The 22,576-nt window shown below is 46.3% G+C and carries 28 protein-coding genes and 1 pseudogene; 16 read left to right on the plus strand and 13 right to left on the minus strand.

All coding sequences use genetic code 11. The annotated features are described in order from the left end of the window. Position 1: 1 nt before the first annotated feature. From I2F54_RS14185 to I2F54_RS14245, 13 genes are all read right to left on the minus strand, one after another. Complete coding sequence (locus tag I2F54_RS14185) at positions 2 to 304, minus strand: helix-turn-helix domain-containing protein (RefSeq protein ID WP_032594827.1); 303 nt, start codon at positions 302 to 304, stop codon at positions 2 to 4. Between the two features lie 3 nt (positions 305 to 307). After that, positions 308 to 472, minus strand: a complete 165-nt coding sequence (locus tag I2F54_RS14190; RefSeq protein WP_032594828.1) for a helix-turn-helix domain-containing protein — start codon at positions 470 to 472, stop codon at positions 308 to 310. A 315-nt stretch (positions 473 to 787) separates the two neighbouring features. After that, positions 788 to 1,525: a DUF6047 family protein gene (locus tag I2F54_RS14195; protein ID WP_195501616.1), complete on the minus strand. Its 738-nt coding sequence runs from the start codon at positions 1,523 to 1,525 to the stop codon at positions 788 to 790. A gap of 57 nt (positions 1,526 to 1,582) precedes the next feature. Continuing rightward, positions 1,583 to 1,903, minus strand: coding sequence for a hypothetical protein (locus tag I2F54_RS14200; RefSeq protein WP_038610725.1), 321 nt, complete (start codon positions 1,901 to 1,903; stop codon positions 1,583 to 1,585). Positions 1,904 to 1,912: 9 nt separating this feature from the next. Continuing rightward, on the minus strand, positions 1,913 to 2,629 hold the full coding sequence (locus I2F54_RS14205; protein WP_195501531.1) for a DUF6047 family protein: 717 nt from the start codon (positions 2,627 to 2,629) through the stop codon (positions 1,913 to 1,915). After that, positions 2,630 to 2,809, minus strand: a complete 180-nt coding sequence (locus tag I2F54_RS14210) for a hypothetical protein (protein ID WP_410518271.1) — start codon at positions 2,807 to 2,809, stop codon at positions 2,630 to 2,632. A 7-nt stretch (positions 2,810 to 2,816) separates the two neighbouring features. After that, positions 2,817 to 3,722 carry a DUF6047 family protein gene (locus I2F54_RS14215; protein ID WP_195501535.1) on the minus strand — a complete coding sequence of 302 codons (906 nt, stop codon included), beginning with the start codon at positions 3,720 to 3,722 and terminating at the stop codon, positions 2,817 to 2,819. 111 nt (positions 3,723 to 3,833) lie between these two features. Next, positions 3,834 to 4,466: an RteC domain-containing protein gene (locus I2F54_RS14220; protein WP_195501537.1), complete on the minus strand. Its 633-nt coding sequence runs from the start codon at positions 4,464 to 4,466 to the stop codon at positions 3,834 to 3,836. A gap of 590 nt (positions 4,467 to 5,056) precedes the next feature. Next, positions 5,057 to 5,620 carry a flavin reductase family protein gene (locus tag I2F54_RS14225; protein ID WP_195501539.1) on the minus strand — a complete coding sequence of 188 codons (564 nt, stop codon included), beginning with the start codon at positions 5,618 to 5,620 and terminating at the stop codon, positions 5,057 to 5,059. Positions 5,621 to 5,623: 3 nt separating this feature from the next. Then, positions 5,624 to 6,463 (minus strand): aldo/keto reductase, encoded by an 840-nt coding sequence (locus I2F54_RS14230; RefSeq protein WP_195501541.1) that lies wholly within the window; start codon positions 6,461 to 6,463, stop codon positions 5,624 to 5,626. Next, positions 6,460 to 7,020 carry a flavodoxin gene (locus I2F54_RS14235; RefSeq protein ID WP_195501543.1) on the minus strand — a complete coding sequence of 187 codons (561 nt, stop codon included), beginning with the start codon at positions 7,018 to 7,020 and terminating at the stop codon, positions 6,460 to 6,462. Before I2F54_RS14235 ends, I2F54_RS14230 begins: the two co-directional genes overlap by 4 nt. 18 nt (positions 7,021 to 7,038) lie before the next feature. Further along, positions 7,039 to 7,728, minus strand: a complete 690-nt coding sequence (locus tag I2F54_RS14240) for a flavodoxin (protein ID WP_195501546.1) — start codon at positions 7,726 to 7,728, stop codon at positions 7,039 to 7,041. A gap of 59 nt (positions 7,729 to 7,787) precedes the next feature. Next, the gene (locus tag I2F54_RS14245) at positions 7,788 to 8,066 is read right to left on the minus strand and encodes a hypothetical protein (RefSeq protein ID WP_195501621.1); all 279 of its coding nucleotides are present in this window, start codon (positions 8,064 to 8,066) and stop codon (positions 7,788 to 7,790) included. On the opposite strand from I2F54_RS14245, the gene I2F54_RS14250 reads away from it, so the two are divergent. The 16 genes and pseudogenes from I2F54_RS14250 (at position 8,053) to I2F54_RS14325 (ending at position 22,398) form a co-directional block, all read left to right on the plus strand. Beyond that, positions 8,053 to 9,120 carry an alpha/beta hydrolase gene (locus I2F54_RS14250; protein ID WP_229097207.1) on the plus strand — a complete coding sequence of 356 codons (1,068 nt, stop codon included), beginning with the start codon at positions 8,053 to 8,055 and terminating at the stop codon, positions 9,118 to 9,120. The genes I2F54_RS14245 and I2F54_RS14250 overlap by 14 nt on opposite strands. 121 nt (positions 9,121 to 9,241) lie before the next feature. After that, entirely contained in the window at positions 9,242 to 10,243 is a 1,002-nt protein-coding gene (locus tag I2F54_RS14255) for an aldo/keto reductase (protein ID WP_195501550.1), read from the plus strand. A gap of 4 nt (positions 10,244 to 10,247) precedes the next feature. Continuing rightward, the gene (locus I2F54_RS14260; protein WP_195501552.1) at positions 10,248 to 11,513 is read left to right on the plus strand and encodes an MFS transporter; all 1,266 of its coding nucleotides are present in this window, start codon (positions 10,248 to 10,250) and stop codon (positions 11,511 to 11,513) included. Between the two features lie 4 nt (positions 11,514 to 11,517). Continuing rightward, positions 11,518 to 12,522, plus strand: a complete 1,005-nt coding sequence (locus I2F54_RS14265; protein WP_195501554.1) for an aldo/keto reductase — start codon at positions 11,518 to 11,520, stop codon at positions 12,520 to 12,522. A gap of 15 nt (positions 12,523 to 12,537) precedes the next feature. Beyond that, entirely contained in the window at positions 12,538 to 13,251 is a 714-nt protein-coding gene (locus I2F54_RS14270) for a dihydrofolate reductase family protein (RefSeq protein ID WP_195501556.1), read from the plus strand. 3 nt (positions 13,252 to 13,254) lie between these two features. Then, positions 13,255 to 14,319, plus strand: coding sequence for an alpha/beta hydrolase (locus tag I2F54_RS14275; RefSeq protein WP_195501558.1), 1,065 nt, complete (start codon positions 13,255 to 13,257; stop codon positions 14,317 to 14,319). 66 nt (positions 14,320 to 14,385) lie between these two features. Further along, a complete protein-coding gene (locus I2F54_RS14280; protein ID WP_195501560.1) occupies positions 14,386 to 15,495 on the plus strand; it encodes an alpha/beta hydrolase in 1,110 nt (369 codons plus the stop codon). A 3-nt stretch (positions 15,496 to 15,498) separates the two neighbouring features. Then, a complete protein-coding gene (locus I2F54_RS14285; protein WP_195501562.1) occupies positions 15,499 to 16,182 on the plus strand; it encodes a flavodoxin family protein in 684 nt (227 codons plus the stop codon). A 19-nt stretch (positions 16,183 to 16,201) separates the two neighbouring features. Next, complete coding sequence (locus I2F54_RS14290; RefSeq protein WP_195501564.1) at positions 16,202 to 16,756, plus strand: flavodoxin; 555 nt, start codon at positions 16,202 to 16,204, stop codon at positions 16,754 to 16,756. Positions 16,757 to 16,772: 16 nt separating this feature from the next. Continuing rightward, positions 16,773 to 17,444 (plus strand): flavodoxin, encoded by a 672-nt coding sequence (locus tag I2F54_RS14295; RefSeq protein WP_195501566.1) that lies wholly within the window; start codon positions 16,773 to 16,775, stop codon positions 17,442 to 17,444. A 27-nt stretch (positions 17,445 to 17,471) separates the two neighbouring features. Further along, positions 17,472 to 18,071, plus strand: coding sequence for a flavodoxin (locus tag I2F54_RS14300; RefSeq protein WP_061438486.1), 600 nt, complete (start codon positions 17,472 to 17,474; stop codon positions 18,069 to 18,071). A 112-nt stretch (positions 18,072 to 18,183) separates the two neighbouring features. Beyond that, positions 18,184 to 18,990: a helix-turn-helix domain-containing protein gene (locus I2F54_RS14305; protein ID WP_195501568.1), complete on the plus strand. Its 807-nt coding sequence runs from the start codon at positions 18,184 to 18,186 to the stop codon at positions 18,988 to 18,990. A 189-nt stretch (positions 18,991 to 19,179) separates the two neighbouring features. Then, a complete protein-coding gene (locus tag I2F54_RS14310; protein ID WP_410518273.1) occupies positions 19,180 to 20,247 on the plus strand; it encodes a cupin domain-containing carboxymuconolactone decarboxylase family protein in 1,068 nt (355 codons plus the stop codon). Then, on the plus strand, positions 20,244 to 21,311 hold the full coding sequence (locus I2F54_RS14315) for an alpha/beta hydrolase (RefSeq protein WP_195501572.1): 1,068 nt from the start codon (positions 20,244 to 20,246) through the stop codon (positions 21,309 to 21,311). Before I2F54_RS14310 ends, I2F54_RS14315 begins: the two co-directional genes overlap by 4 nt. Positions 21,312 to 21,367: 56 nt before the next feature. Next, positions 21,368 to 21,529 (plus strand): annotated as a pseudogene (locus I2F54_RS14320) (twin-arginine translocase subunit TatC); the annotation flags it as partial. A 29-nt stretch (positions 21,530 to 21,558) separates the two neighbouring features. After that, on the plus strand, positions 21,559 to 22,398 hold the full coding sequence (locus I2F54_RS14325) for an RteC domain-containing protein (protein ID WP_195501573.1): 840 nt from the start codon (positions 21,559 to 21,561) through the stop codon (positions 22,396 to 22,398). Positions 22,399 to 22,576: the final 178 nt, after the last annotated feature.

Below are 22,576 nucleotides of genomic sequence, written 5' to 3' on the forward strand. Positions count from 1 at the left end.
TTTATTTCCTGAACCTTCGGAAATCCCGGTAGTTCTTTTTTAACACCTCATACAGTCCGCTTTCGGGATAAAGAATCTTTCCACCGATGGTAGTATAGGATACCATGTTCTCATCACGCAAGGTTTGCAGTGTCCGCCGTGAGATGTGCAGCCTCTCGCACACGTCATCTCCTGTCAGGTAATGCTCATCCGCAATCGTGGGACGTATCCTTGCCGTGGCTTCCTTAGCCGCCTTACCCGCTTTCCTTATCCATCCGGTCAGTTCCTTGAACTCTTCCGAATCCTTTGTGATAATGTCTGCCATAGCCTATTTCCTTTTTACAAGTCCATCACTCAATATCTCCTGAATATCCGTTTCCCGATAGAAGAATTTCCCGCCTATGTTGGAATAAGGGATAAGGCCGTTGTCCCTGTAATTTTGCAGGCATCTCTTCGATATATTCAGAGCCAGACATACCTCTTGTGCGTCCAATCATTTGTCCGGTGCGGGTGGGGCAACCTTTTTACGGAAGTCTTCCAACTGTACCGCCAGCAGGCTGAACTGTTTCCTCATTTCCAGATACGCACTCGTTTCGATAATAGTCAGTTCCATACATGATGTTTTTGGTTTATACATTTTGATGTTTTCTCCGGCAAAATAAGGCATACTCTCCGCTAAAAACAAATGTGCGGAATCAAAGTCGGATTTTGTCGTGCATTGTCACAACGGTAAAGTAAACGGTATGAAGAATGGCTTGTATCCCTATGTTTCCACTATGGACAAGCCTTTCCTCTACCATCTGCCACCTTATATTCTCAGGCCTTTATTCTTCCGCTCTACTATGACATTTTCTATTTTTCCCTCTTTCATTTCCGTATTCTGACGTATATTTGGAAAATGCTCATTCAGCAAATCGCCTGCCAATCTTTTAGCTTTCTCCTGCATCTCGTCGTGTACACTCAATCTGTCCGGTCCTGACAGTTTTTTTTCAATCTCCTCAAACTTGTCGTAAAAACTGAACTCATCCGGATATTCATCAACCAGCCCGTCCCTCGGATACCCTTGTTCCCGGATGAATAGTAAGGTCATCCGATCATAATTATCCGGACTTCGTGGCAATCCCAATCCTTCCCCTATTTCAGTCAGATTGAAGTAATTTTCCCATGTAGGCGCAAGGTCAAAAGTCTTGCTTTCCACTACATTCTTCAAAACAGACCTGTCCTGATATGCGCACTGTCTCATTGTTTCCTCATCTACCCAGTCTCCCCGCTCATTTTTACAGAGGTTTACCTTTCTTTCCATTAAGGAAGGCCATCCGCTCAGCTCATGAACGGCCAGAGATTTTAAAGGAAAATCAGGTTCAAAGAAACTCTTCTCCACATATTCATACATATAACTGTTGAATTGCCATTCTCCATTTGTATTGTCGTCAAAGAGAAGGACGCCCTTATCCGTTTCGACGGCAGAGTAATAATGATTCCCGCGTTTCAGGTCATCCAGCATTTTCTCCACCATTTTAGGTGAGGATTGTATTTCCTCCCACATGCCGGGTGTCAGTATCCGTTTAAAATGCTCATCTTTTGACAACGGGTCTATATCTTTTCACAGGCAATACACCACTTCCGATACACGCAGGTAACTTTGCAATCCGATTCCCTGCCCATCCATTGCTTTTTCCAATGTTTTCAAATAGTTACTGTTATTTCTCTTCCGCAAAGGAGGGACCATTGCCAGGTCAGGCACATCATAGTATAAAACGCCTGTTGTCGGTATCTCTTTTCCTCTCAGAGCCTTTTCCACATCTTCCTGCATGAAATCCCAAAAGCCTTCTTTACCCTTGCCTTTCATACTGATGTGTATCGGATTGAAGTGTCCGTCCACTGTGACATACACACTGCCACTCTTGTTCTCTTCTTTTTCCATATTTCAAAACTAAATTTTCATTCCACGCCTTTCCCTTTTCATGGGAACTTTCACCGACATGTTCGGACCGGAGAAACGGGTATTGTCAGGCCGCGCCACCAGTTGCACCATGATCCGTTCCTGTTCCTTTGTCAGCGGAACCTTCACCAAAGGCAGATTTCTCAACCGGTTGAAGTTTCTTAATGTGGGTGCCATATCCAGCCGTTTTGTACAAATCCCGTAACTCAATATCTCCGGCGAGGCCACCTGCCAGTCACCCATTGTACCCCGGTACTTTGCATTCAGCGGTGCTATTTCATAAAATCCCAGTTCCTTCGGTTTCCCTTTTCTTTCAAAGAACTTTTCAGTTATTCCGTCTAATAATTTGGTCAGTTCCTTGTCTCCTGCTTCTGTCTTATCAAACAGCAATACCTTTTGTCCGTATTCCACTGCCGTACAGGTAGGAAATACTGCCAATCCGTTTCTTATCACATGGCCGTCCGTTCCGAAACGGTGTGCCAGCCGTTGGTAGTCCTCATGCTCCACCAGTGCCGTATGCGCTGCCGAGGCGGACAGTTGCCTGATTCCCCTTTCCTCGCAGAATGCCGCATCCCGTAGTCTCACCACCCCCGAAGGATGAATCTTCTCCCGTTCCAATACCGGAGTGAGCCGTTCCAGATAGTCCCTGTTGTCCGTTCCGAGGATAGGGGGAATCATGGACTTGTCCCTGAAATCGAAACGGAACATTCAATGGTCGGGGATAAACTCCCTGCCAGTGGCATGAAAGGTTACATTATTACTGATATAGCGTGCGAACCCTTCTTCACCTTGTCCCCGCATACTCAGATATACGGGACGATAGAAAGAGTCCAGCGTCATGTACAGGCTGCCGTTTTCCATACAGTCTGTATTCATTCTCTTTTCCATAAGCATATTATATAATCAGTTGTTTTTTTTCTTTCTTCTGCGGAATAACGGAAGAGACATGCTTCGTAGCCTGACGCACCGATTTTTCCGGTTCCGGCTCTTTGGACTGTTGAGACGAACACTTTTCCGGAGTTTTTGTCCTTTGTGATGTCCGGCTCGCTTTTCCGCCCAGCCTGAACTCCCCGTCTGTAATGTGGAACTCCGATTGCAGGATGTCCCTCGCCATTGTTTTGGCTTCCATCTGCAAGGCCGCATAGCCGAAGTCGTGCGCCGAGAGCGGGGCTTCCCGTCTCGCCTTCATACTGTCCCCCAGCTTCTCCGCCAGTTCCTTGAACTCATACTGATAGCTGAACGGATGGAAATGGTCCGCTTCCATAAGGCCGGCATATCCGTTCTCCGAGATATACAGCAGTGCCGCAACATCATAATTACGGGGTGAGATACCCAGGTCGAAGTCCTTTGTCAAACGGTCAAAGTTATTGAAGTCGGGACGTAAGTCGTATTTGCCAGTGCAAACGGCACCCACCAGCATCTCCTTTCCCGACATCTTTTCGGGCGTGAAGCTGCATACCGATTTTCTTAATTGTATATCATCCCTGCGCAAGTCTGCTTTTGAGAGTTTGTCGATACAATTATCGGCCAGTTCAACCATCTGCCGCATGGGAATCTCTATTTCATACAGTTTAAGTGTTTCCACTTTTTTACTGAAGTTGAAGAAACCGTCTGCCAGATGTTGTAAGTAAGTGGTACGTGCTTTCATTCCCTTTACACTGTCCGAGAAGAGAAGTACACCCTCATCCGTTGCCACAGCAGACATGCGCTGATTCTCATTGTCTGCCGAAACAGGCAAGTTATCCGCTTCGGCTGTCCGGTGATGTAACCAACGGTCTGCCCAATCTTTCAATAGTCCCATAACTTGATTCTTTTTGCATAACTTAATGCTTGCAAAGAAAATACATCATCTGACAACCCACAATAAAGAGGGAATCCGAGTCGGGCTTTGGCGTTCGTTGGCGCATGACTTTTAAATTAACCGTTTCTCCAGCATACGGTTATAACTTACACGCAAGGAATCAATAAAAGGAGTAGTGTCCGTACAACGGTCAAACACTTTTCCCCGTTTGGTATATAGTGCATTTATTTTAAGATGAAACATATCCTCAAAAGCTCGAATTACACTTATCACAGTTAGTTTATCTCCATTTCTCGAACTTATTGCATCGGCTGCCATCAACGCAGCCACCAGTTCAATCAAATCACTGTCTGTACCGTTCCAAGTCAACATGACAACAGATTTATCTTTTGTTCCTTTCATTATTTCCGGTTTCAATTCGGGGATAATATTCCCATATTTGAATAACTCCTTGACCATTTCTATTTCTGTATCAAGAAGAGATAATGCCTTACCGATAAACACATCGTACAAAACATGCCTTTTATCCAACATTTGCTCCGATACTATTTGCATAGAAGTCAGCTCTATTTTAGTATAATTCAAGCGACGTAACTTCAATATTTGGCCTTCATTTTGTGGAAGTTCTCCAAGCAGAGTTACAAAATTATCATAAGCAGCAGGTAATTCTTCCGCCACTTGTACCATATCCTCCAAGTAGGAGGTAAATAGATTGAAAAGGAGTGCATTTGTTAATGTTTTCATCGCATCACATTTTAGGTTTTACAAATTATCAACTCCTACTAAATCATCATAAAATGCATCAAGCAAGTACTAACTCATATATTTCTTCATTTTAATCTTTTACAAAATTATTAGTTATATAGATAACTAAAAACGAGGTCGGTATAACTATATTTTCAATTAGTGTTATATACTGATAAATAGCAAATTATATTGAATTGAAACTGGATGATATTTCCCGAAAATCAATCGTACACTCGGTATTTGTTTTCATTCAGGTGGATATGGGATATTAATAACAGATAGAGTACAGTTTTATCTTTAGAGCCATAATAAAATACCCATTTCTCTTTTGAAAAGAGACAAATAGGGTAAATTTATATTATTTTCAATGTACTCTCAGTAAATACCGACTACGATATGTTTATCATGTAATAACCTATTAAATAGCAATCTATTTAATAAATAAAAGAAACAAGTATCGGTATTTCATTGATTTTTATTTGAATGAACACAAAAGCAAATCCCCCTTTTATTTTCTTAAGGTAAGAATTTAAATAGGGAATCCATAGATTATTAGATTCCCTATCATGATTTTCATTGATTTATTTTTAGTGTAATTGTGTTCCAGCCTTAAACGCCTTACCAACCACATCTCCGAGTACGCGGTAAGAACGCAATACGGAATCGAACGAAATGGGTTGCAACTTTCCTAAATCCACTTTACCTTGTGTATTCAATATGGATTCATCAGCTTGCACATTTACGACCTCTCCCACGACGTGCATTTCTCCCAACGCCTCCTGCATTTCTACAACTTTACATTCGAGAGTCAGAGGATATTCGTCGATAACGGGTGCATCGACAAATTCGCTATGGGTAACGTGTACACCCGCTTTTTCAATCTTGTTTTCCTTGCGTCCGGAAACAAGACCGAAATAATCAGAAAGCACCAATGTTTCTACATTGGCAATACTTAACGTGAACGCCTTTTTATTTTTCAGATTCTCGGTTGTTTTATGCCCAAGTGCGAGATTCAACGCGACGTGATGATAACCACATTGCCCGCCCCATGCCGCGTTCATGGCGTTGGGTGTACCTTGTTCATCATAGGTTGCCACAATCAACACGGGCAACGGAGCGACTACGGGAGTATTACCTAAATTCTTTTTCATAGATTACCTCCTTTCCATAAACATTCGGGCGGTTTCCGCATCGTGGTGATCGAAGAAAAGACTTTTTCCCGTGTCAAGTGTAGCAATGGAGGCCATGTCTTCGGCAGTCAGTTCAAAATCGAATATGTCGATATTTTGCCGCATCCGTTCGATGTGTGTCGATTTGGGGATAATGATTACGCCTCGTTGTATCAGCCAACGTAAAGCGACTTGAGCAACACTTTTGCCATATTTTGCCCCGATTCCAGCAAGCAAAGGATTCGTAAAGAACCCGTTTCTTCCTTCGGCAAACGGCCCCCATGACATGATGTGTGTACCGAACTCTTCCATGATTTGCTGCGGTTCGGTTTGCTGGTTGAAAACATGGGTTTCCACTTGATTTACAGCCGGAACAATTTCCATATTACCGGCAATGTCGATAAAATGATCCGGGTAAAAATTGCTCACGCCGATAGCTCGAAGTTTTCCTTCCTTATATGCCTCTTCCAACGCCCGGTATGCGCCGTAACGATCGCAGAATGGTTGGTGGAGCAACATCAGGTCGATGTAATCCGTCTGCAACTTGCGCAGGCTCTCGTCTATGGAAGTCTTCGCCTTTTCATAGCCGTAGTTGGAAATCCACACTTTCGAGACCAAAAAAATCTCTTTGCGGTCAATACCGCTTTTTTGCACGGCATTGCCTACACCCTCTTCGTTGTGATAGGCTTGCGCCGTGTCAATCATCCGATAACCGACTTTCAGGGCATCGCTTACGCAGTGTTCGCACTCGGCAGGCGAAACCTGATAGATACCGTAGCCCATCTGGGGCATTTCTACACCGTTGTTTAATATTACTTTATTCATTGAAATATCCATTTTTTAATTTCTTCTGATTTAGCAGGCAGACGAAGTCCTTTTCTGATTTTCAAAGCAGGATAACCTTTCTTTAGCGTGGCATCGGCTTCCGACATAGGGCTTTCGTAAGATGTACAGAAAGGAAATATCACCTTGCCTTTCAGTTGTTCACCGTAATTGTCGAGAAAAGTACGGATCACTGCCGGTTCTTCGTGCCACCAAATAGGGAAACCGACAAACACCGTATCAACCTTTGCGAAGTCAATGTCAATCGGTTTAATAGCCGGTCGAAGCGACTGATTGAGGTGTTCCTGCGTGCAACGGGATTGCTCGTTTACCCAATCAACATCTTCCGATGAATAGGGTTGTTCGGGCAAAAGCCGAATCATTCTGGCTCCTGTCACTTCTGCAACCTGCTTGGCGGCAAGCTCGGTATTGCCGGAATGTGTGAAATATACGACGACTGTTTTCATGTTATTATCATTTTTTGTCTGGGCCTGTACCGTATTTCCGTATGACATGGCTATCGCCACGGTCATTACAAGGATGTATTTGAATATGTTCATAATTATAGGATTATATTATTATTCAATAACCCCGATTTCCCGTAGCCACGTTCCTACATTTTCTGCATTGATTCGTCCGCTCGTCAGCCCTTCACCGGTCAGGTGGGCAGCATCGGGCGTAAGTTCTGCAATGCGGGCGAGCGTTTCGTCTCGGTAAGTTGCCGAATAAGTGCAGAACGGCACGACGGTCTTACCGGAGAAGTCGTAGCTTTCGGCAAAGGTGGCGATGATCATCGGAGCTGTATGCCACCAAACGGGGCTACCGATGAAGATAACATCGTACTGTTCCCAATTTTCCACATTGTCGGCAATAGCCGGACGTGCATCGTTGTCCCGTTCTTCAAGGGCGACTTCCGTACATTCGGTATAGTCAGTAGGATAAGGAACTGTCGGCTCTATCCGAAAAAGATCGGCTCCGGTCTGGCTGGCAATCTCCTGCGCCATACGTTGTGTCGTTCCTCCCCAACTGAAATAGGCAACCAGAATTTTGCTGTCGCTTTCGGGAGTATCAGGATTCTCCCCCGGATTGTTCGGATCGTCGGGATTGTCCGGGTTATCAGGTTCTTCCTGATCGCCCGGTTCCTCCTCGTCCGGTGTTTCGGGTGTTTCAATACCCGGCATTTCAGGTTCATTTTCATCTTCGGGCGAGCAAGCTCCGAACATTGTGATGGTCATAGCCATCATCAGTAAAATCAAATACTTTTTCATACTTAACTATTATTTATGGTTTCAAGTTTTTATCCGACTGCAAAATTACGGACGTTCCTTCATTCGGTAGGAACAAAAAATACGGGTGTAATTACCATTTTTTCGGAAAATGAAATCAGGCCAATCGGGGTATATGTACGAGAATATCGAAAAACCGAAATAATAGCATTTTCAACCGCAATTCTTGTAAAGCCTCGCTGAAAGGTTCTCTCTAACTTTGCAACATCAAAAACAAAGAAACAGATATCGTCCGATTTGATGGTTCTGTTTCGGCGAATAAAAATGAGAAAAGCAATGAGAAAGAAAAATTCACTAAAGCTATGGATGGCTTCAGCCATTTTGTTCAGTTTGTTTATATCATGCAGGCAAGACAGACGGGAACGGGTTGATGGCGAAGTGCTGGTGGTAGAGGAACAGGGAAGTTTCCTTGCCGGAGGAGCCGCCGTGACAACCCCAGGAATCTACAATGAAAATGACCCGACCAATCCTGCCGGACAGACACTCCACGGCGACCATGCGTATGTATTTTACCAGAAACCGCTTCATGCCCGTAAATACCCGCTGGTATTTCTGCATGGTAACGGAGAATCTTCAAAAACGTGGGAAACCACACCCGACGGGCGTGAAGGATTTCAAAATATCTTTCTACGGTTGGGATTCAGTGTTTATCTGGTTGATCAGCCTCGTAGGGGAAAAGCCGGGAGAAGTATGGTGTCCGATTCTATTTCTGCTTTGCCGGAAGAAGCTTTCCAGTTTGAAATATTCCGTTTGGGTATATGGCCGGAGTTTTTCCCCGATGTTCAGTTTCCAAAAGATCCGCAGTCATTGGAACAATTCATGCGACAAATCACCCCGAATACAGGAGCTTTTGACAAGCATGTCGTAGCGGATGCAATGGCTGCCGTGTTCGACCGCACAGGAGAAGGAGTCCTGGTAACTCATTCTATGGGTGGAGGTCCCGGATGGCTGACCGTCATCAGGAACCCCAAAGTACGGGCAGTAGTCGCTTACGAACCGGGTAGTAGTTTTATTTTTCCTAAAGGAGAGGTTCCGGCTCCTATGCCGACCTCTTGTCCTTACGGAGCATTGACTGCTGATTCCGTATCACTGGAGCAATTCACTTCTCTCACGTGCATTCCTATCATTATTTATTACGGTGACAATATTCCTAAAGAGCCAACTGAACACTGGGGGCAGGACACATGGCGTGTACGTTTGGCAATGGCACGGCTTTTCGCAGAATGTATAAATCGCCATGGAGGAGATGCAAAAGTTGTCCACCTGCCAGAAATCGGCATAAAAGGTAATACACATTTCCTGTTTTCCGACTTAAATAATTTGGAGATAAGCGACCTCATGTTCGATTTCCTGCATGAAAAAGGATTGGATTGACCGGAAGATTCCATTATGACAGTGTAAAACCAGCTCAATTTACTTTTTTGCAATAAACAGATTATATAGGTAAATCTCTTTCTAACTGAAAGATTAACAAAAAAAACAAATCAAGAAAATTATGAAGAATAGAGAATTAGGAAAAAGCGGATTATATATATCCGCCATCGGATTGGGGTGCATGGGCATGAGCCATGCTTATGGTGCGCCTGCCGATAAACGGGAAATGTCGGAACTGTTGGCTAAAGCCGTAGAAATCGGTTATACGTTCTTTGATACCGCCGAAACTTATGGCACGACAGAGAATCCTCACGATAACGAGGAACTGTTGGGAAATGCCTTAAAACCGTATCGCAACCGTATCGTGATCGCGACTAAATTCGGACTTCGTTTCGATACGGAGAGCGGAAAGATTCCTTACCCGTTGATTACCGATTCACGCCCTGACACTATCCGTCGCAGCGTGGAAGGTTCGCTGAAAAGGTTGCAGACCGACCATATCGACCTTTACTACCAGCACCGCGTGGATGCGGGTGTACCGCCCGAAGAGGTTGCGGGCGTAATGGCCGATTTGATAAAGGAGGGAAAAATCCTCCACTGGGGAATCTCGGAAGCCACGGAAGAGGTGATCCGCAGGGCACATAGTGTCTGCCCGATTACCGCCGTGGAAAACCGTTACTCCATGATGGCACGGCACTACGAATCGCTTTTTCCCGTGCTCGAAGAATTGGGTATCGGGTTCGTCCCGTTCTCTCCGCTTGCCAACGGCCTGCTATCCGACCAATACACGGCATCATCCCGTTTCGAGGCCGGAACGGATTACCGTGCTTCCATGCCGCAGTTCCGTCCCGAAAGTTTTGCAGAGAACCGGGAGTTGCTCGGACTGGTACGCCGTTTGGCCGAAGAAAAGAATGCCACCCCGGCACAAATATCCCTTGCATGGATGCTCTGCAAGAAAGCGTGGATCGTACCTATTCCGGGGACACGCAAGTTCAGCCGATTGCAGGAAAACGCCGGAGCCTCGGATATAGACCTGACAGCAGATGAGGTGAGACAGATAGACAAAGCATTGGACACGATGCGGATGTCGGCGGTATTCGGTGGGACAGCCATAAAATCCTGACGCCATGAAGAAAGATACGACAAAAAGTTTATTCCTGTTCTGGCTTTGTGCCGTGTTACTTTACTTTATTGCCAACCTGCAAAAAGTGGTAATGCCGGGTGCTATATTCAACGAGTTGCAGGAACATTTTTCGGCGACCGCAGGAAGTGTTACCGGCATCGGAGCGATATTCATGTACACGTATGCCATCAGCCAGTTGGTAGTCGGGTTGTTGGTGGATCGTTTCAGCGGTGCGCGTGTTATGGCTTGGGGAGGTCTGGTACTGTGTGGCGGCAGTCTCTTGTCTGCTGTCGCGCCATCTCTTTGGCTACTTTATGTCGCCCGCTTCATGGTGGGGTTCGGTGCTGCAAGTATCTATTTGAGTATTACAAAGGAAACGAGCCGTATCTATCCGAACAGCTTTGCCATGATGTTGGGCTTTGTCATGGTAGGCGGTTATTTGGGCGGAGTGATGGGCAATGCCCCTTTCATTGCCGGGGTACAGATGATGGGGTGGCAGCAGGCTTTGTTGTTGGTCGGAGGCATAGCAACCTTAATCTATCTCGCCTATGCCGGATTGAAATGCACGCTTCCCATGCCGGAAGTGGTACAGACCGCCAAATTCGACTACCATCGTTTTTTTGAAGTGTTGAAAGTACGCCAGAATATCCATATTCTCGTTTGCGGCGGTTTCCCGTTCGGGCTTTATTTCGCGATACAAAGCATCTTCGGTAAAAAATTCTTGGAAGATTATTCGGGTATGAATCCCGAAAGTGCCGGATGGGTTCTTACCGTATTGATGGTCATAGGTGCTGTCAATAGTCTGCTGGCTCCTGCTTTGAGCAAGATGTTGAAGAACCGTCGCCGTCCGTTGATGCTTTTCTCCGGTGTTGGAACCGCAGCCGCATTTCTGTTGATTGTCGGTTGCCTGTTGTCGGGAGTTCATTCTCCGTGGTTGATAAGCGGAGCCTTTATTCTGCTTGCCTTTGCCGGAAATATCTCGCCAGTCATTGTCGCATTGGTACGCGAGTCGAATCACAACGATATTTGGGGTGTGATGTTAAGCGTCTATGCTTTTCTGGCCTATATCGTGACAGCCGTTATCGGTCATTCGACGGGATGGATAATGGAGCTTTTCCCGCCGCAGGTGGTGGATGGAGTGCATATTTACGGCAATGATTCCTATTTAGCAGCATTTGCCGTATTGCTCGTCATCGCCTTGTTTGCCGCTTATAGCGGTTTCCGGTTAAAAGAATCGAACGGTAAGGATATTTCTAATGAAATCAAATAGCACAATGGAATACAGAGTATTAGGATTGAGCGGATTGAGAGTGTCCGCCATCGGATTGGGCTGCATGGGTATGAGCCATGCCTACGGAGAGCCTGCCGATACACATGAGATGAAAGAGTTGCTGGCGTATGCCGTGGATATGGGGTACACTTTTTTCGATACGGCTGAAGTGTACGGGACTCCCGACCGTCCGCATCATAACGAGGAGTTGCTGGGCGAAGCGTTAAGGCCGCTACGCAACCGGGTTGTCATCGCCTCGAAATTCGGTTTGAGATTCGATGCCCCCCAATCATCCGGGCCGCACGTATTGATACCGGATTCGCGTCCCGAAATAATCCGTTATTCGGTCGAGGAATCGCTCCGTCGTTTACAGACCGACCGCATCGACCTCTATTACCAGCATCGTATCGATCCGAAGATTTCCCCGGAGGAGGTGGCCGGTGTCATGGCAGACCTGATACGGGAGGGTAAAATCCTCCATTGGGGCATATCGGAAGCAACGGAGGAGTATCTGCGTCGTGCCCATAAAGTCTGTCCCGTTACAGCCATTCAGAACCGTTACTCGATGATGGCGCGGTGGCACGAGAATCTGTTTCCCGTGCTCGAAGAGTTGGGTGTCGGATTCGTGGCATTTTCCCCGTTGGCGAACGGGTTATTGACGGATTGTTACACGGCCGACACACGATTCGACACCAAGACAGATTACCGTGCATCCATGCCGCAGTTCCGTCCCGAAAGTTTTAAACAGAACCAAAGGCTGTTCAGCCTTGTGGAGCATCTGGCAGATGAATACCATGCCACACCCTCGCAAATCGCATTGGCGTGGATGATAAACAAGCATCCGTGGATCGTGCCCATTCCCGGCACGCGCCATCTTTCGCGATTGAAGGAGAATATCGGGGCTGTGGATATACACCTGACAACAGAGGAAATCCGGCGTATTGATGCGGAACTCGATACAATAGGCATGAGCGATGTGTTCGGAGGTTCCCCTATAAAAAGTAAATAGATAGAACGAAGAAAAATGAAACCAAAAGTAATATGTCATATCATGAGTTCCGTCGATGGGCGGTTACTCGACAATCGCTGGACGCAGCCGTTCGGCGAAACGGATAAAACAGAGTTGTTGAAGGTTTACGCGGCTATCGGCCGTGAACTGAATACCGATGCGTGGATGTTCGGGAAAAACACGGTTTGCGCTGTATTTCCTGAAAAATCGAGCAAAGGGAATACCCCCTTCTCCGGAACCGCTTCTGTTTTCATGGGAGAGCGGCACTCCGAGAGAATGTTTATCGTGTCTGATCCCGACGGCGACATACTCTTCACCTCCTCCACCTTGCGTGGCGATAATATCCTCGTGGTTTTAGGCCGGAACGTCACGGAAGAGTATCTTGCGTTCCTGCGCGGGATGCGTATCTCTTATGTTGTCGTGGAAGACGCAACCGATTTGTACGCGGGTCTTGAAGCGGCCAATCGTGAGTTCGGTATCCGTTCGGTATCGGTGCAGGGCGGAGGAATCTTGAACGGAGCTTTGCTGAAAGAGGGAGTTATTGACGAGTTAAGTTTAGTCGTTTATCCCGGAATCGACGGGCTTGCAGGTATCCCCTCTGTTTTCGAGTATATCGGGAGTAAAACCGATTGCCCGGCAAAAGGTCAAAACCTGCAACTTCTTTCGGTAGAACAACGGAAATACGGGGTTGTCTGGCTCCGATATAAATTTCACTTCAATAATAAATAGACTATGAAAAAGATGGTAGGAATAATGTTATTGCTTTGCTCGATAATGCCATTTACGGCTTGCACATCTACTGAAGACGAACCTTATAAACCGGAGACAGAGCAACCGTCGGATGATCCGAACAATAATGAAGAAGAGGATAATGATACGACACCCGTTTACGGGCATCTGACCACGGCCAATACCGTGAGCGATGTTGTCAATCATGAGGCTTTTAACGGGTTCGGACGATTCATACTCCCGGCAGAGCGGAGCTATAACGTTAATATGACATTGCAGAATGTGGCGAGTATGCTCCCGTATCATAATTACATAACGGGCGAAAGAGCGGTTGAAACCATCAACACGATGGTCGATTACGTGCATGACGGGAACACGCTCTTTTATGACATTTATTCGGATGCGGATAAGCAGGCGGATTCCCGGAAAAACAATACGGGACTGTTCTTTTTTCGGGGAGAACCCGGCAAACCGTTTGCAATCGTGTGTCCCGGTGGAGGTTTCTCGTATGTGGGGGCTATCCACGAGGGATTTCCGCTTGCCATCGCGTTGAGCAAGATGGGTTACAACGCCTTTTCCATCCAATACCGCACGGGCGGGGCGCAGGTCGCTTGCGAAGATCTTGCCGGGGCCATCGACTTTATTATGCGCCATGCCGAAGAGTTGCAGGTCTCGACCGACGACTATTCGCTCTGGGGCGGTTCTGCGGGGGCACGTATGGCGGCTTATCTCGGCTCTTACGGGACGCAGGGGTTCATCAGTGCAGTACATCCGCGTCCGGCAACGGTCGTGATGGGTTATACCGGGCACTCCGATTATACGCGCAACGATCCTCCGACATACGTGGTTATCGGTGATAACGACGCCATCGCGAGCGCATCGGTCATGCGTCAGCGGGTGGAGAATCTTCAGGCCATAGGCATTGATGCCGAATTTCATCTGTTCCCGAATCTGCGACATGGGTTCGGATTGGGTATAGGAACGAGTGCAGAGGGCTGGGAAAAAGATGCAGTCGCATTCTGGGAAAAATACATTTCCCGTAAAAATGGAAAATCCAACCGTAAATAACGTAAGGGGAAATTGCCGGCCCCTTTCTACCTTTGCAATGTCCGTAAAACATATAAATAGATAATAATGAAAAAGATAATCACAACCGTATTGTGTGCGACAATGGCTGTATGCAATACATTAAATGCACAAGAGAATATGGAAAAGAAAGAGAAAATGCCGTTCACATACGTGGATGTCAAAACAATTAAAAGTCACAACAGTAATCCGTGGGGATTGGTCTATAACGGTGCTATCACGGAAAACAAGGAGGGAGCGGTGAATATCCACTCCATCACTTACGAATTGAACGGCCTGAAAATCGCCGCCAATGTCTATACCCCCGCGGGATATGACCGGGCGAAAAGCTATCCCGCCCTTGTCGTCGCCCATCCGAACGGTGGCGTCAAAGAGCAGGTTGCGGGATTATACAGTCAGCGTATGGCAGAGGCAGGTTATATCTGTCTTGCGTTTGATGCCGCTTATCAGGGAGCCAGTGAAGGGCAACCGCGCAGTACGGACAAGCCTGCCAACCGTATCGAGGACATCCATCGTGCTGCCGATATTCTGGCGCAATATCCGGGTGTCGATCCTGCCCGTGTCGGTATTCTCGGCATCTGTGGCGGTGGCGGCTATACGTTAAAAGCCGCGCAGACAGACAAGCGTTTCAAGGCGGTAGCCACGTTGAGTATGTTCAACACGGGACTGGTGCGCCGTAATGGTTTTCTCGATTCGCAGATAAACGAAGTTCAGCAGCGTCTTGCCGATGCCTGTGCCGCACGTCAGAAAGAAGCGGAAACCGGGGAACCCGAATATATCGGCGACATGAGCGGAATGACACCGGAGCAGGCCGCAAAACTCCCCTTCGACCTTTACCGTGACGGATACGAGTATTATCTTCAAAGCCACGCGCACCCCAATTCTACATTCAAGTACACCAAAAGCAGTCTTGTAGATCTTATGGCATTCGACGCGAGCGAAGGAATGTATCTTATCAACCAACCGTTGTTGATGATTGCGGGAAGTATCGCGGACACGTTCTACATGACCGAACTGTGTTACAGCAAGGCCACGGGAACATCGGACAAGGAGCTGTTCCTTATTCCCGGCGCTACGCACATCAAAACTTATTTTGTGCCGGAATACGTGGAACAAGCCGTAGTTAATCTGACGGATTTTTTCAACAAGAATCTGTAAGCTATGAGCCTAAAAATTAGCAAAATAGCATCATTCGTAGTCATAAGCCTCCTTGTCGGGGCTTTGGCTTCTTGTGGAGACAGCAAGCCTGAACGTGTACCGGAAGGATACCATATCAATTTTTCGGAAACATCGCCCAATCCGAAAGAACATAAGAGAGTGCTGGTTATTTCCGGAAGCCCCCGTAAAGGAGGTAATACCGATTTATTGTGCGACGCCTTCGCACGCGGAGCGAAAGAGGCTGGAGGATATGTGGAGAAGGTGTTTCTTGCCGATTATAATATCGGCTATTTCTCGGAAGAGGACGTGCAACGGGTAGGAAAGCGGGCAAATGAGGCCGGGGATGATGTCCCGATGCTCGTGGATAAGCTGGTAAACGCGGATGTGATTGTATTGGCAAGTCCTGTTTATTACATGAACATTACCGGACAGTTGAAAACCTTTATCGACCGTACATACGGGCGTTATCGAGAAATGAAAGATAAGGAGTTTTTCTATCTGACCGCTTGTGCTGATGCTGAAGAGAGTACGGCAGATTGGGCGATAAACGGTTTTCGCGGCTTTGTGATGTGTCTCCCCAATCCCACGGAGCGGGGTATGGTCAAGGCAACGGGCATGGGGCGTAAGGGAGCTGTAAAAGGCAGCCAATACGAAACGGAGGCATATAATCTCGGAAAAAATATTTAACGAATTAAATGATTGATTTATGAAATTAAGATTCACAATTTTATTGATTGCCGTTTTGTTCCATATCGGGGCTTACGCGCAAGCGACACCGGATAAACAATCTTCCGGAAAAATATTGGTGGCTTATTTCAGTTGGGGCGGCAATACCCAGAAAGTGGCCGGACATATCGCATCACTCACTGGAGGGACTCTATTCCGTATCGAGCCAGAAAAACCATACCCTACTGAATACACCCCGTGTACCGAAGTGGCGAAAGCGGAGAAAGAAGCCGATGCACGTCCCGCCATTAAAAATAAAGTCGAGGATTGGGATCAGTACGATGTTATCTTCATCGGTTGTCCTGTTTGGTGGCATACAGCCCCTATGATTATCAATACGTTCTCGGAGAGTTATGATTTCAAGGGGAAAACAGTCATTCCTTTCTGTACCTATGCCTCGACTTATCGGGATGAAACGCTGGCCAAAATCGCAGAACTGACACCTGCCGCCGGGCATCGGAAAGGATTCGGAGCCGTGGATAAAAACACGGAAGGCATTGAAGCATGGCTGAAAGAAATCAAGCTGTTAAAATGATTAAAAACAAAGGATTATGAAAAAGATACTTTATGCACTCGCACTATTGGCAGGCACTATATGCCTTGTTGTTGCCTGCTCGAATGACGAACCGGATACCGGCAACGGGAATCAGGATATGGAAGAGGTCGTTCCCGGAACGAACCATAAAATTCTGATCGCCTATTTTTCCCAGCCTCTTCCTAACAATGTGGATGCGGTAACTTCTGCCAGCCGAGTGACCGTGAACGGGGAGCTTTACGGCAGTGTCCAATACGTGGCTACCATCATCAATGAAGCTACGGGAGGAGATATGGTTCGGATTCAGACCTTACAGCCTTATCCTGAAAGTTACGATGATCTGGCAAGTCAGGCAAATCAGGAACGTCAGAATAACATTCATCCCGAACTCGCCACGAACATAGAGAGTTTTGACAATTATGATGTTATTTTCATCGGTTATCCTATCTGGTGGTATCAGATGCCGATGGCCATGTATTCTTTCTTCGACAAGTATGATTTCGCCGGCAAAACCATTATCCCGTTTTCCACGCACGGAGGCAGCGGTTGGTCTGGGACATTGGAAGATATTGCAGAGTTAGAGCCGGATGCAACGATGGTAAACGGGTATAGTATTTCCCGTAATAATACGGCGACTTCCCGCGACGGTATTTTGAATTGGTTGCAGGGAATTGGCATGATGGAATAGATTCAATAACATATAAAGTACAGAAAAATGAAACGAAATATTATATTCTGGAGCGGGATTCTTTCTATGTTGATTGCGTTGGTCGCCTGTTCCAAAGAGGAAGGTTCGGACACTCCTTTGTATCAAAATGATTACATAGAATACGATGCAAACCGTAAAATACTCGTCGCCTATTTCAGTTGGGGAGGCACTACTCAATATTTGGCGGAAAATATTGCAGAACAGACCGGTGGTACACTGTTTCGGATTGAAACAGCTACTCCCTATCCGACTGACTACAACGAATGTACGGAAGTTGCACGTGAAGAGTTGGATAATGGCACTCGGCCGGAATTAGGCACATCGGTAGAGAATTTCGATGAATACGACGTCGTATTTGTAGGCTGCCCGGTCTGGTGGCATACGGCTCCGATGGCGATATGGTCGTTCCTTGAGAGTTCGGAATATGATTTTACAGATAAAATCATTGTGCCATTTTGTACTTACTCTGCTACCTATCGAGAGGAAACTCTCGCTAAAATCGTTGAACTTACCCCCGGTTCGGTTCACTTGCAAGGTTTCGGTACTGTCGGACGAAATACGGAGGGAGTAGAGAATTGGCTGCGGACAATCAATGTTATTCAATAAATAGAGCGTGGATTATTTTGTTAAAAGCATAAAAAGTGTTACTGAACGGATAATATCCCTATTTAATTTCGTATTTATTCGCTATTTTTGCTTTTAGTGTAAAAAATAGAATATGGAAGAACAGAAAGACGTAATTGTTGCCAATAGGCTCGGCATGGTGAGAACGGATTCCGAAGAGGAGTATCTGGCGCACTTGCTTTGTCTGGGAGGCACGTGCCGTTATCTGTTCAACGGGAAAGAGTTCGAGTTGCACGCCGGAGATCTTTCTATCATCCGCAAGCGGAAGATGATAGAGAAGATAGAGCCGAAAGATGACTTTCAATGCAAAATAATCTACGCGAAACCCGGATTTATCGAGTTATGCACACCGCAAAGCAATTACGGTATGAAAGGGCAACTGGCTCTTTTTCTTAATCCCGTCATGCATCTCTCGCCCGAACAGCAGATTATCTGTCGCCGTGACTTCGAGCAACTGGAATTCCGCATCAAAGACACGGAGCACCGATTCTACCGTGAGACACTTATCAACGCCATGCAGACAGCCATTCTCGACTTCTTCGATTTTCATGCCCGCATCTATGGCGAGAGCGACATTTCCACGCAGAACGCCTCTATCATGAGTCGTTTCCTGAAAATGCTGGAAGAAGGTGCGTTTCGTGAGCATCGGGAAGTTACCTATTATGCCGATTGTTTGTGCGTTACGTCGAAATACCTTTCGGAAGTATCGAAGAAAATAAGCGGGTATGCCGCCAACTATTGGATCAACCGTTATACGATACTCGAAATATCCCGTCTGCTCCGCGACAAGTCGCTGACATTTGTCCAGATTTCCGATATGTTCGGTTTTTCATCCCCTGCCTATTTCAGCCGTTACGTGCAACGCAATCTGGGGCTGAATCCGACGGATTATAGGGAATAATCCTATTTCTCTTCATTCGCATTTTCGGTAAAAACAGCAGTTTTTACCGATTTTTTTGTATCGCCGGTTTGTTGTATTCTCTCTAATTTTGCAACAGTAAGAACTTAAAATCAGAGCGATATGAAATCATTTGCTATTACAGTATTGTTGTTGCTTTCCACTGGAGCGATAGCGCAGAATAATCCGGAAATGACATTTCGCCAGCCTTATCCGCTTGGCGAGAAACTATCTTCAAACCCCAATTTTACGGGCAAAGCATGGTTTGCACCATTAAGTGAGCAGAAAGAGTTGAATGTTCCCATGTCAAACGTAACCTTTGAACCGGGATGCCGCAACAGTTGGCACTCGCATAAAGCCGGTCAGATATTGATTGCGACAGCCGGTGTCGGGTATTATCAGGAAAAAGGACAACCCGCCCGCCGGTTGTTTCCGGGCGACATCGTGGAGATAGCTCCTGACGTGGTGCATTGGCACGGGGCAGCACCGGACAGTTGGTTTGCGCATATCGCCATTACGACCAACCCGCAGATAAATGCGGCAGTATGGCTCGATCCCGTCAGCGACAGCCAATATCAGGAAGCTACGACTGAAGCGGAAAACCGTTATGCGAAGGCAAACAGTATATTGGCCGCACGCGAACAAGCCATTGTAGCGGTGGCATCCTATACCGGAAAGGGAGATTTGGAACACCTGAAACCGGCTCTCGCGGGAGCGTTGGAGGCAGGTATGACCATTAATGAAATAAACGAGGTATTGATTCACGCTTACGCTTATTGTGGGTTTCCGCGTAGCTTGCGGGCGATACAAACCTTTATGCAGGTCGTGGACGAGCGGAAAGCGAACGGGATGAACGATGTTGTCGGTCGGGAAGTTACTGAAATGAACGACAATAGAACCCGCTACGAACGGGGACGGGATATACTTGCCGAAATATCGGGTACTTCCGTCGATGCCCCCAAAGCAGGTTATGCAATATTTGTACCTGCTATCGAACGCTTCTTGAAAGAACATCTTTTTGCAGACCTTTTTGAGAGAGACCTGCTGACTTATCGGGAACGCGAGCTTGCAACAGTCTCCATTCTTGCCGGTGTCGGCGGCGTTGAGCCGATGTTCAGGAGCCATGCAGCGATATGCCTGCATCTCGGCGTTACAGCCGAACAACTTTCGGCATTACTGAATATCGTGGAAATGAATCTCGGAAAAACCTATTCGGAACCGCTTCGCGGAGTGTTGAACCAAATAACAAAAAAACAATGAAAAAAATAATCTTATCGGTATTGTTGCTGTCTGTTACAGCAATAGCCGGCGCACAGAATATAACGATTGCCCGACAAGGACATTTTTCGGTAGGCGGGCAAACTATACAAAGATCGGGGGAATATGACAACAGTAAGTTCGTCGGATGGGGGGAGCAGGAAGAAACCGGACAAAGCTATCGGGCCGACCATGCCTTTGTAGATTTTCAGATTCCTGCCGACAGCAAGAAACTACCGTTAGTCTATGTTCACGGTTACGGAGGTTCGGGTGTATGCTGGCAAATGACTCCCGACGGTAGAGAAGGTTTCGCCACGTTGATGTTACGCCGTGGCTGGAGCAGTTACGTGGTCGATCTTCCCGGTCGTGGACGTGCTGGACGGACATCAGCAACAACGACAGCCAAGCCTGTGGCCGACGAAATGTTCTGGTTCGACATCTGGCGTATCGGCGTATGGCCGAATTACAACGAGGGCGTGCAGTTCCCGAAAGATTCGACTTCTCTTTCGCAGTTCTTCCGCGAAATGACACCCGATTTGAGCAACCATCAATTAGATGTTCCCGCGCTTGGAGCCTTGGCCGAACGCATCGGCGACCATATTCTCGTAACCCATTCTGCCGGAGGGTTCCCCGGTTGGATGTCTGCGATGCAAAATTCAGAGGTCAAAGGTGTCGCGTCCTATGAGCCGGGCGGGTTCGTATTCCCTGAAGGCGAAGTTCCTGATCGTATCGAGGGCTTGACCGGCGGTGTAGCCGGAACAGCCGTTCCGATGGAACAATTCAAACGGCTCACGGAAATTCCGATTATTCTTTATTTCGGGGATTACATTCCTGAAACACCCTCCAAGAATCTCGGTGACGAGAATTGGCGCGTTCGCCTCCAGATGGCTCGCAAGTTCGTCGAAGCTATCAACCGACACGGAGGAAATGCAACATTGGTAGAACTTCCTAAAATCGGCATTTATGGAAATACACACTTCTTGATGCAGGATTTGAATAATGCAGAACTGGCAAATTTGCTTAATGAGTGGTTGGCTAATGAATTTCAGATTGAAAAAGGGAAATAGTTTATATTACGAAAGATAAGAATCATACTGGCAATCATCTTTTTCATGTCAGTACTTTTCTTTTGGCGAATTTCATGCGCCGCTATCAGAAACACGCTATTGTGATTATTCTTGTGGTCGCCGCGGTTATTACCCCGACATCGGACGTGTTCACGCTTTCGCTCGTTGCCCTGCCGATGTGCGTATTGTATGAGATTAGCATTTTGATTGTAAAATAGTCTAAACATCATAAAGTTCTAAATTAGAAATGAATGAGTTTATCAATAATCTCGAAAAAGAGATTGAAAAGAAATTGAAAAAAATCGAGTCCGCGGACTTGAATATTATGAAGAAGTCTCTTGAAGCCTCACAAGTATTAGCTAATGCTTTTCAACAGGTAAAAGAGTTTGTTGGTTCCTATACATTCAAAGATGAAGCGGAAGAAATAGAGTTCTTCAAAGAAATAAAACCTCGTTTGTTCTACCGATTGCTTTACTATCGTAAGGTCTATAATATCGAAATGAATCGCCCGGTAGGAGTAAATTCACAGCGGGCTTATCTGATTGATGAAATCAAGGCTATCAATCGTTACAACACAAAACGTTCGGATTTCGTGCGTTATTATCGTTCAGGTTTGACGCATTTGGATTCAATTTATTATTTGCGAGGACGTATTGACACGGCTCTTTATTTGGAATCGTTCCATTACGAACGTGATCCGATGTTTTCTACTAATTGTGATTTCAAGGTCGCCAGGCTGAAAGCTAACGAGATGTTGATGGTATATCTGAATAAGGAACTTGAAGCATTGGAAAATCGCCGGCTAGAACAGTCTTTACCTCGCGTCCGTATCACGTGGGTTGCAACAAAAACAGAACTTTATGAACAAATTTACGCTTGGGATAGCCGTAAAGTCTTTGGTGATATTCCTTTGGCAAAACTTTTTGACTATATCCAGACCGTTTTTAATATTGAATTGGACTCTAACCATTCACGTACATTCAGCGATATGCGTATCCGTAATAATAAGACACCTTTCTTGGATTCATTGAAAGAAGCATTAACCAAACGGATGCAAAGCTGGACACAAGGGCATAAAAAGAAATAATAACCTAAGATTTTAGATTGAGTAGGTCTGGGGATTTCAGCCCCAACCTCTCACATAACCATACGTGGAAGTCTTCCCTTATACAATAACTCTCATCCAAACGGTTTCAATCGGTTGGGCTTAACACCATGTTGCGAATGGTCATATACTGATTGAGACGATAGCAATCCTCTCGAAT

This window comes from Bacteroides clarus, assembly GCF_015555825.1.
Taxonomy (GTDB): domain Bacteria; phylum Bacteroidota; class Bacteroidia; order Bacteroidales; family Bacteroidaceae; genus Bacteroides; species Bacteroides clarus.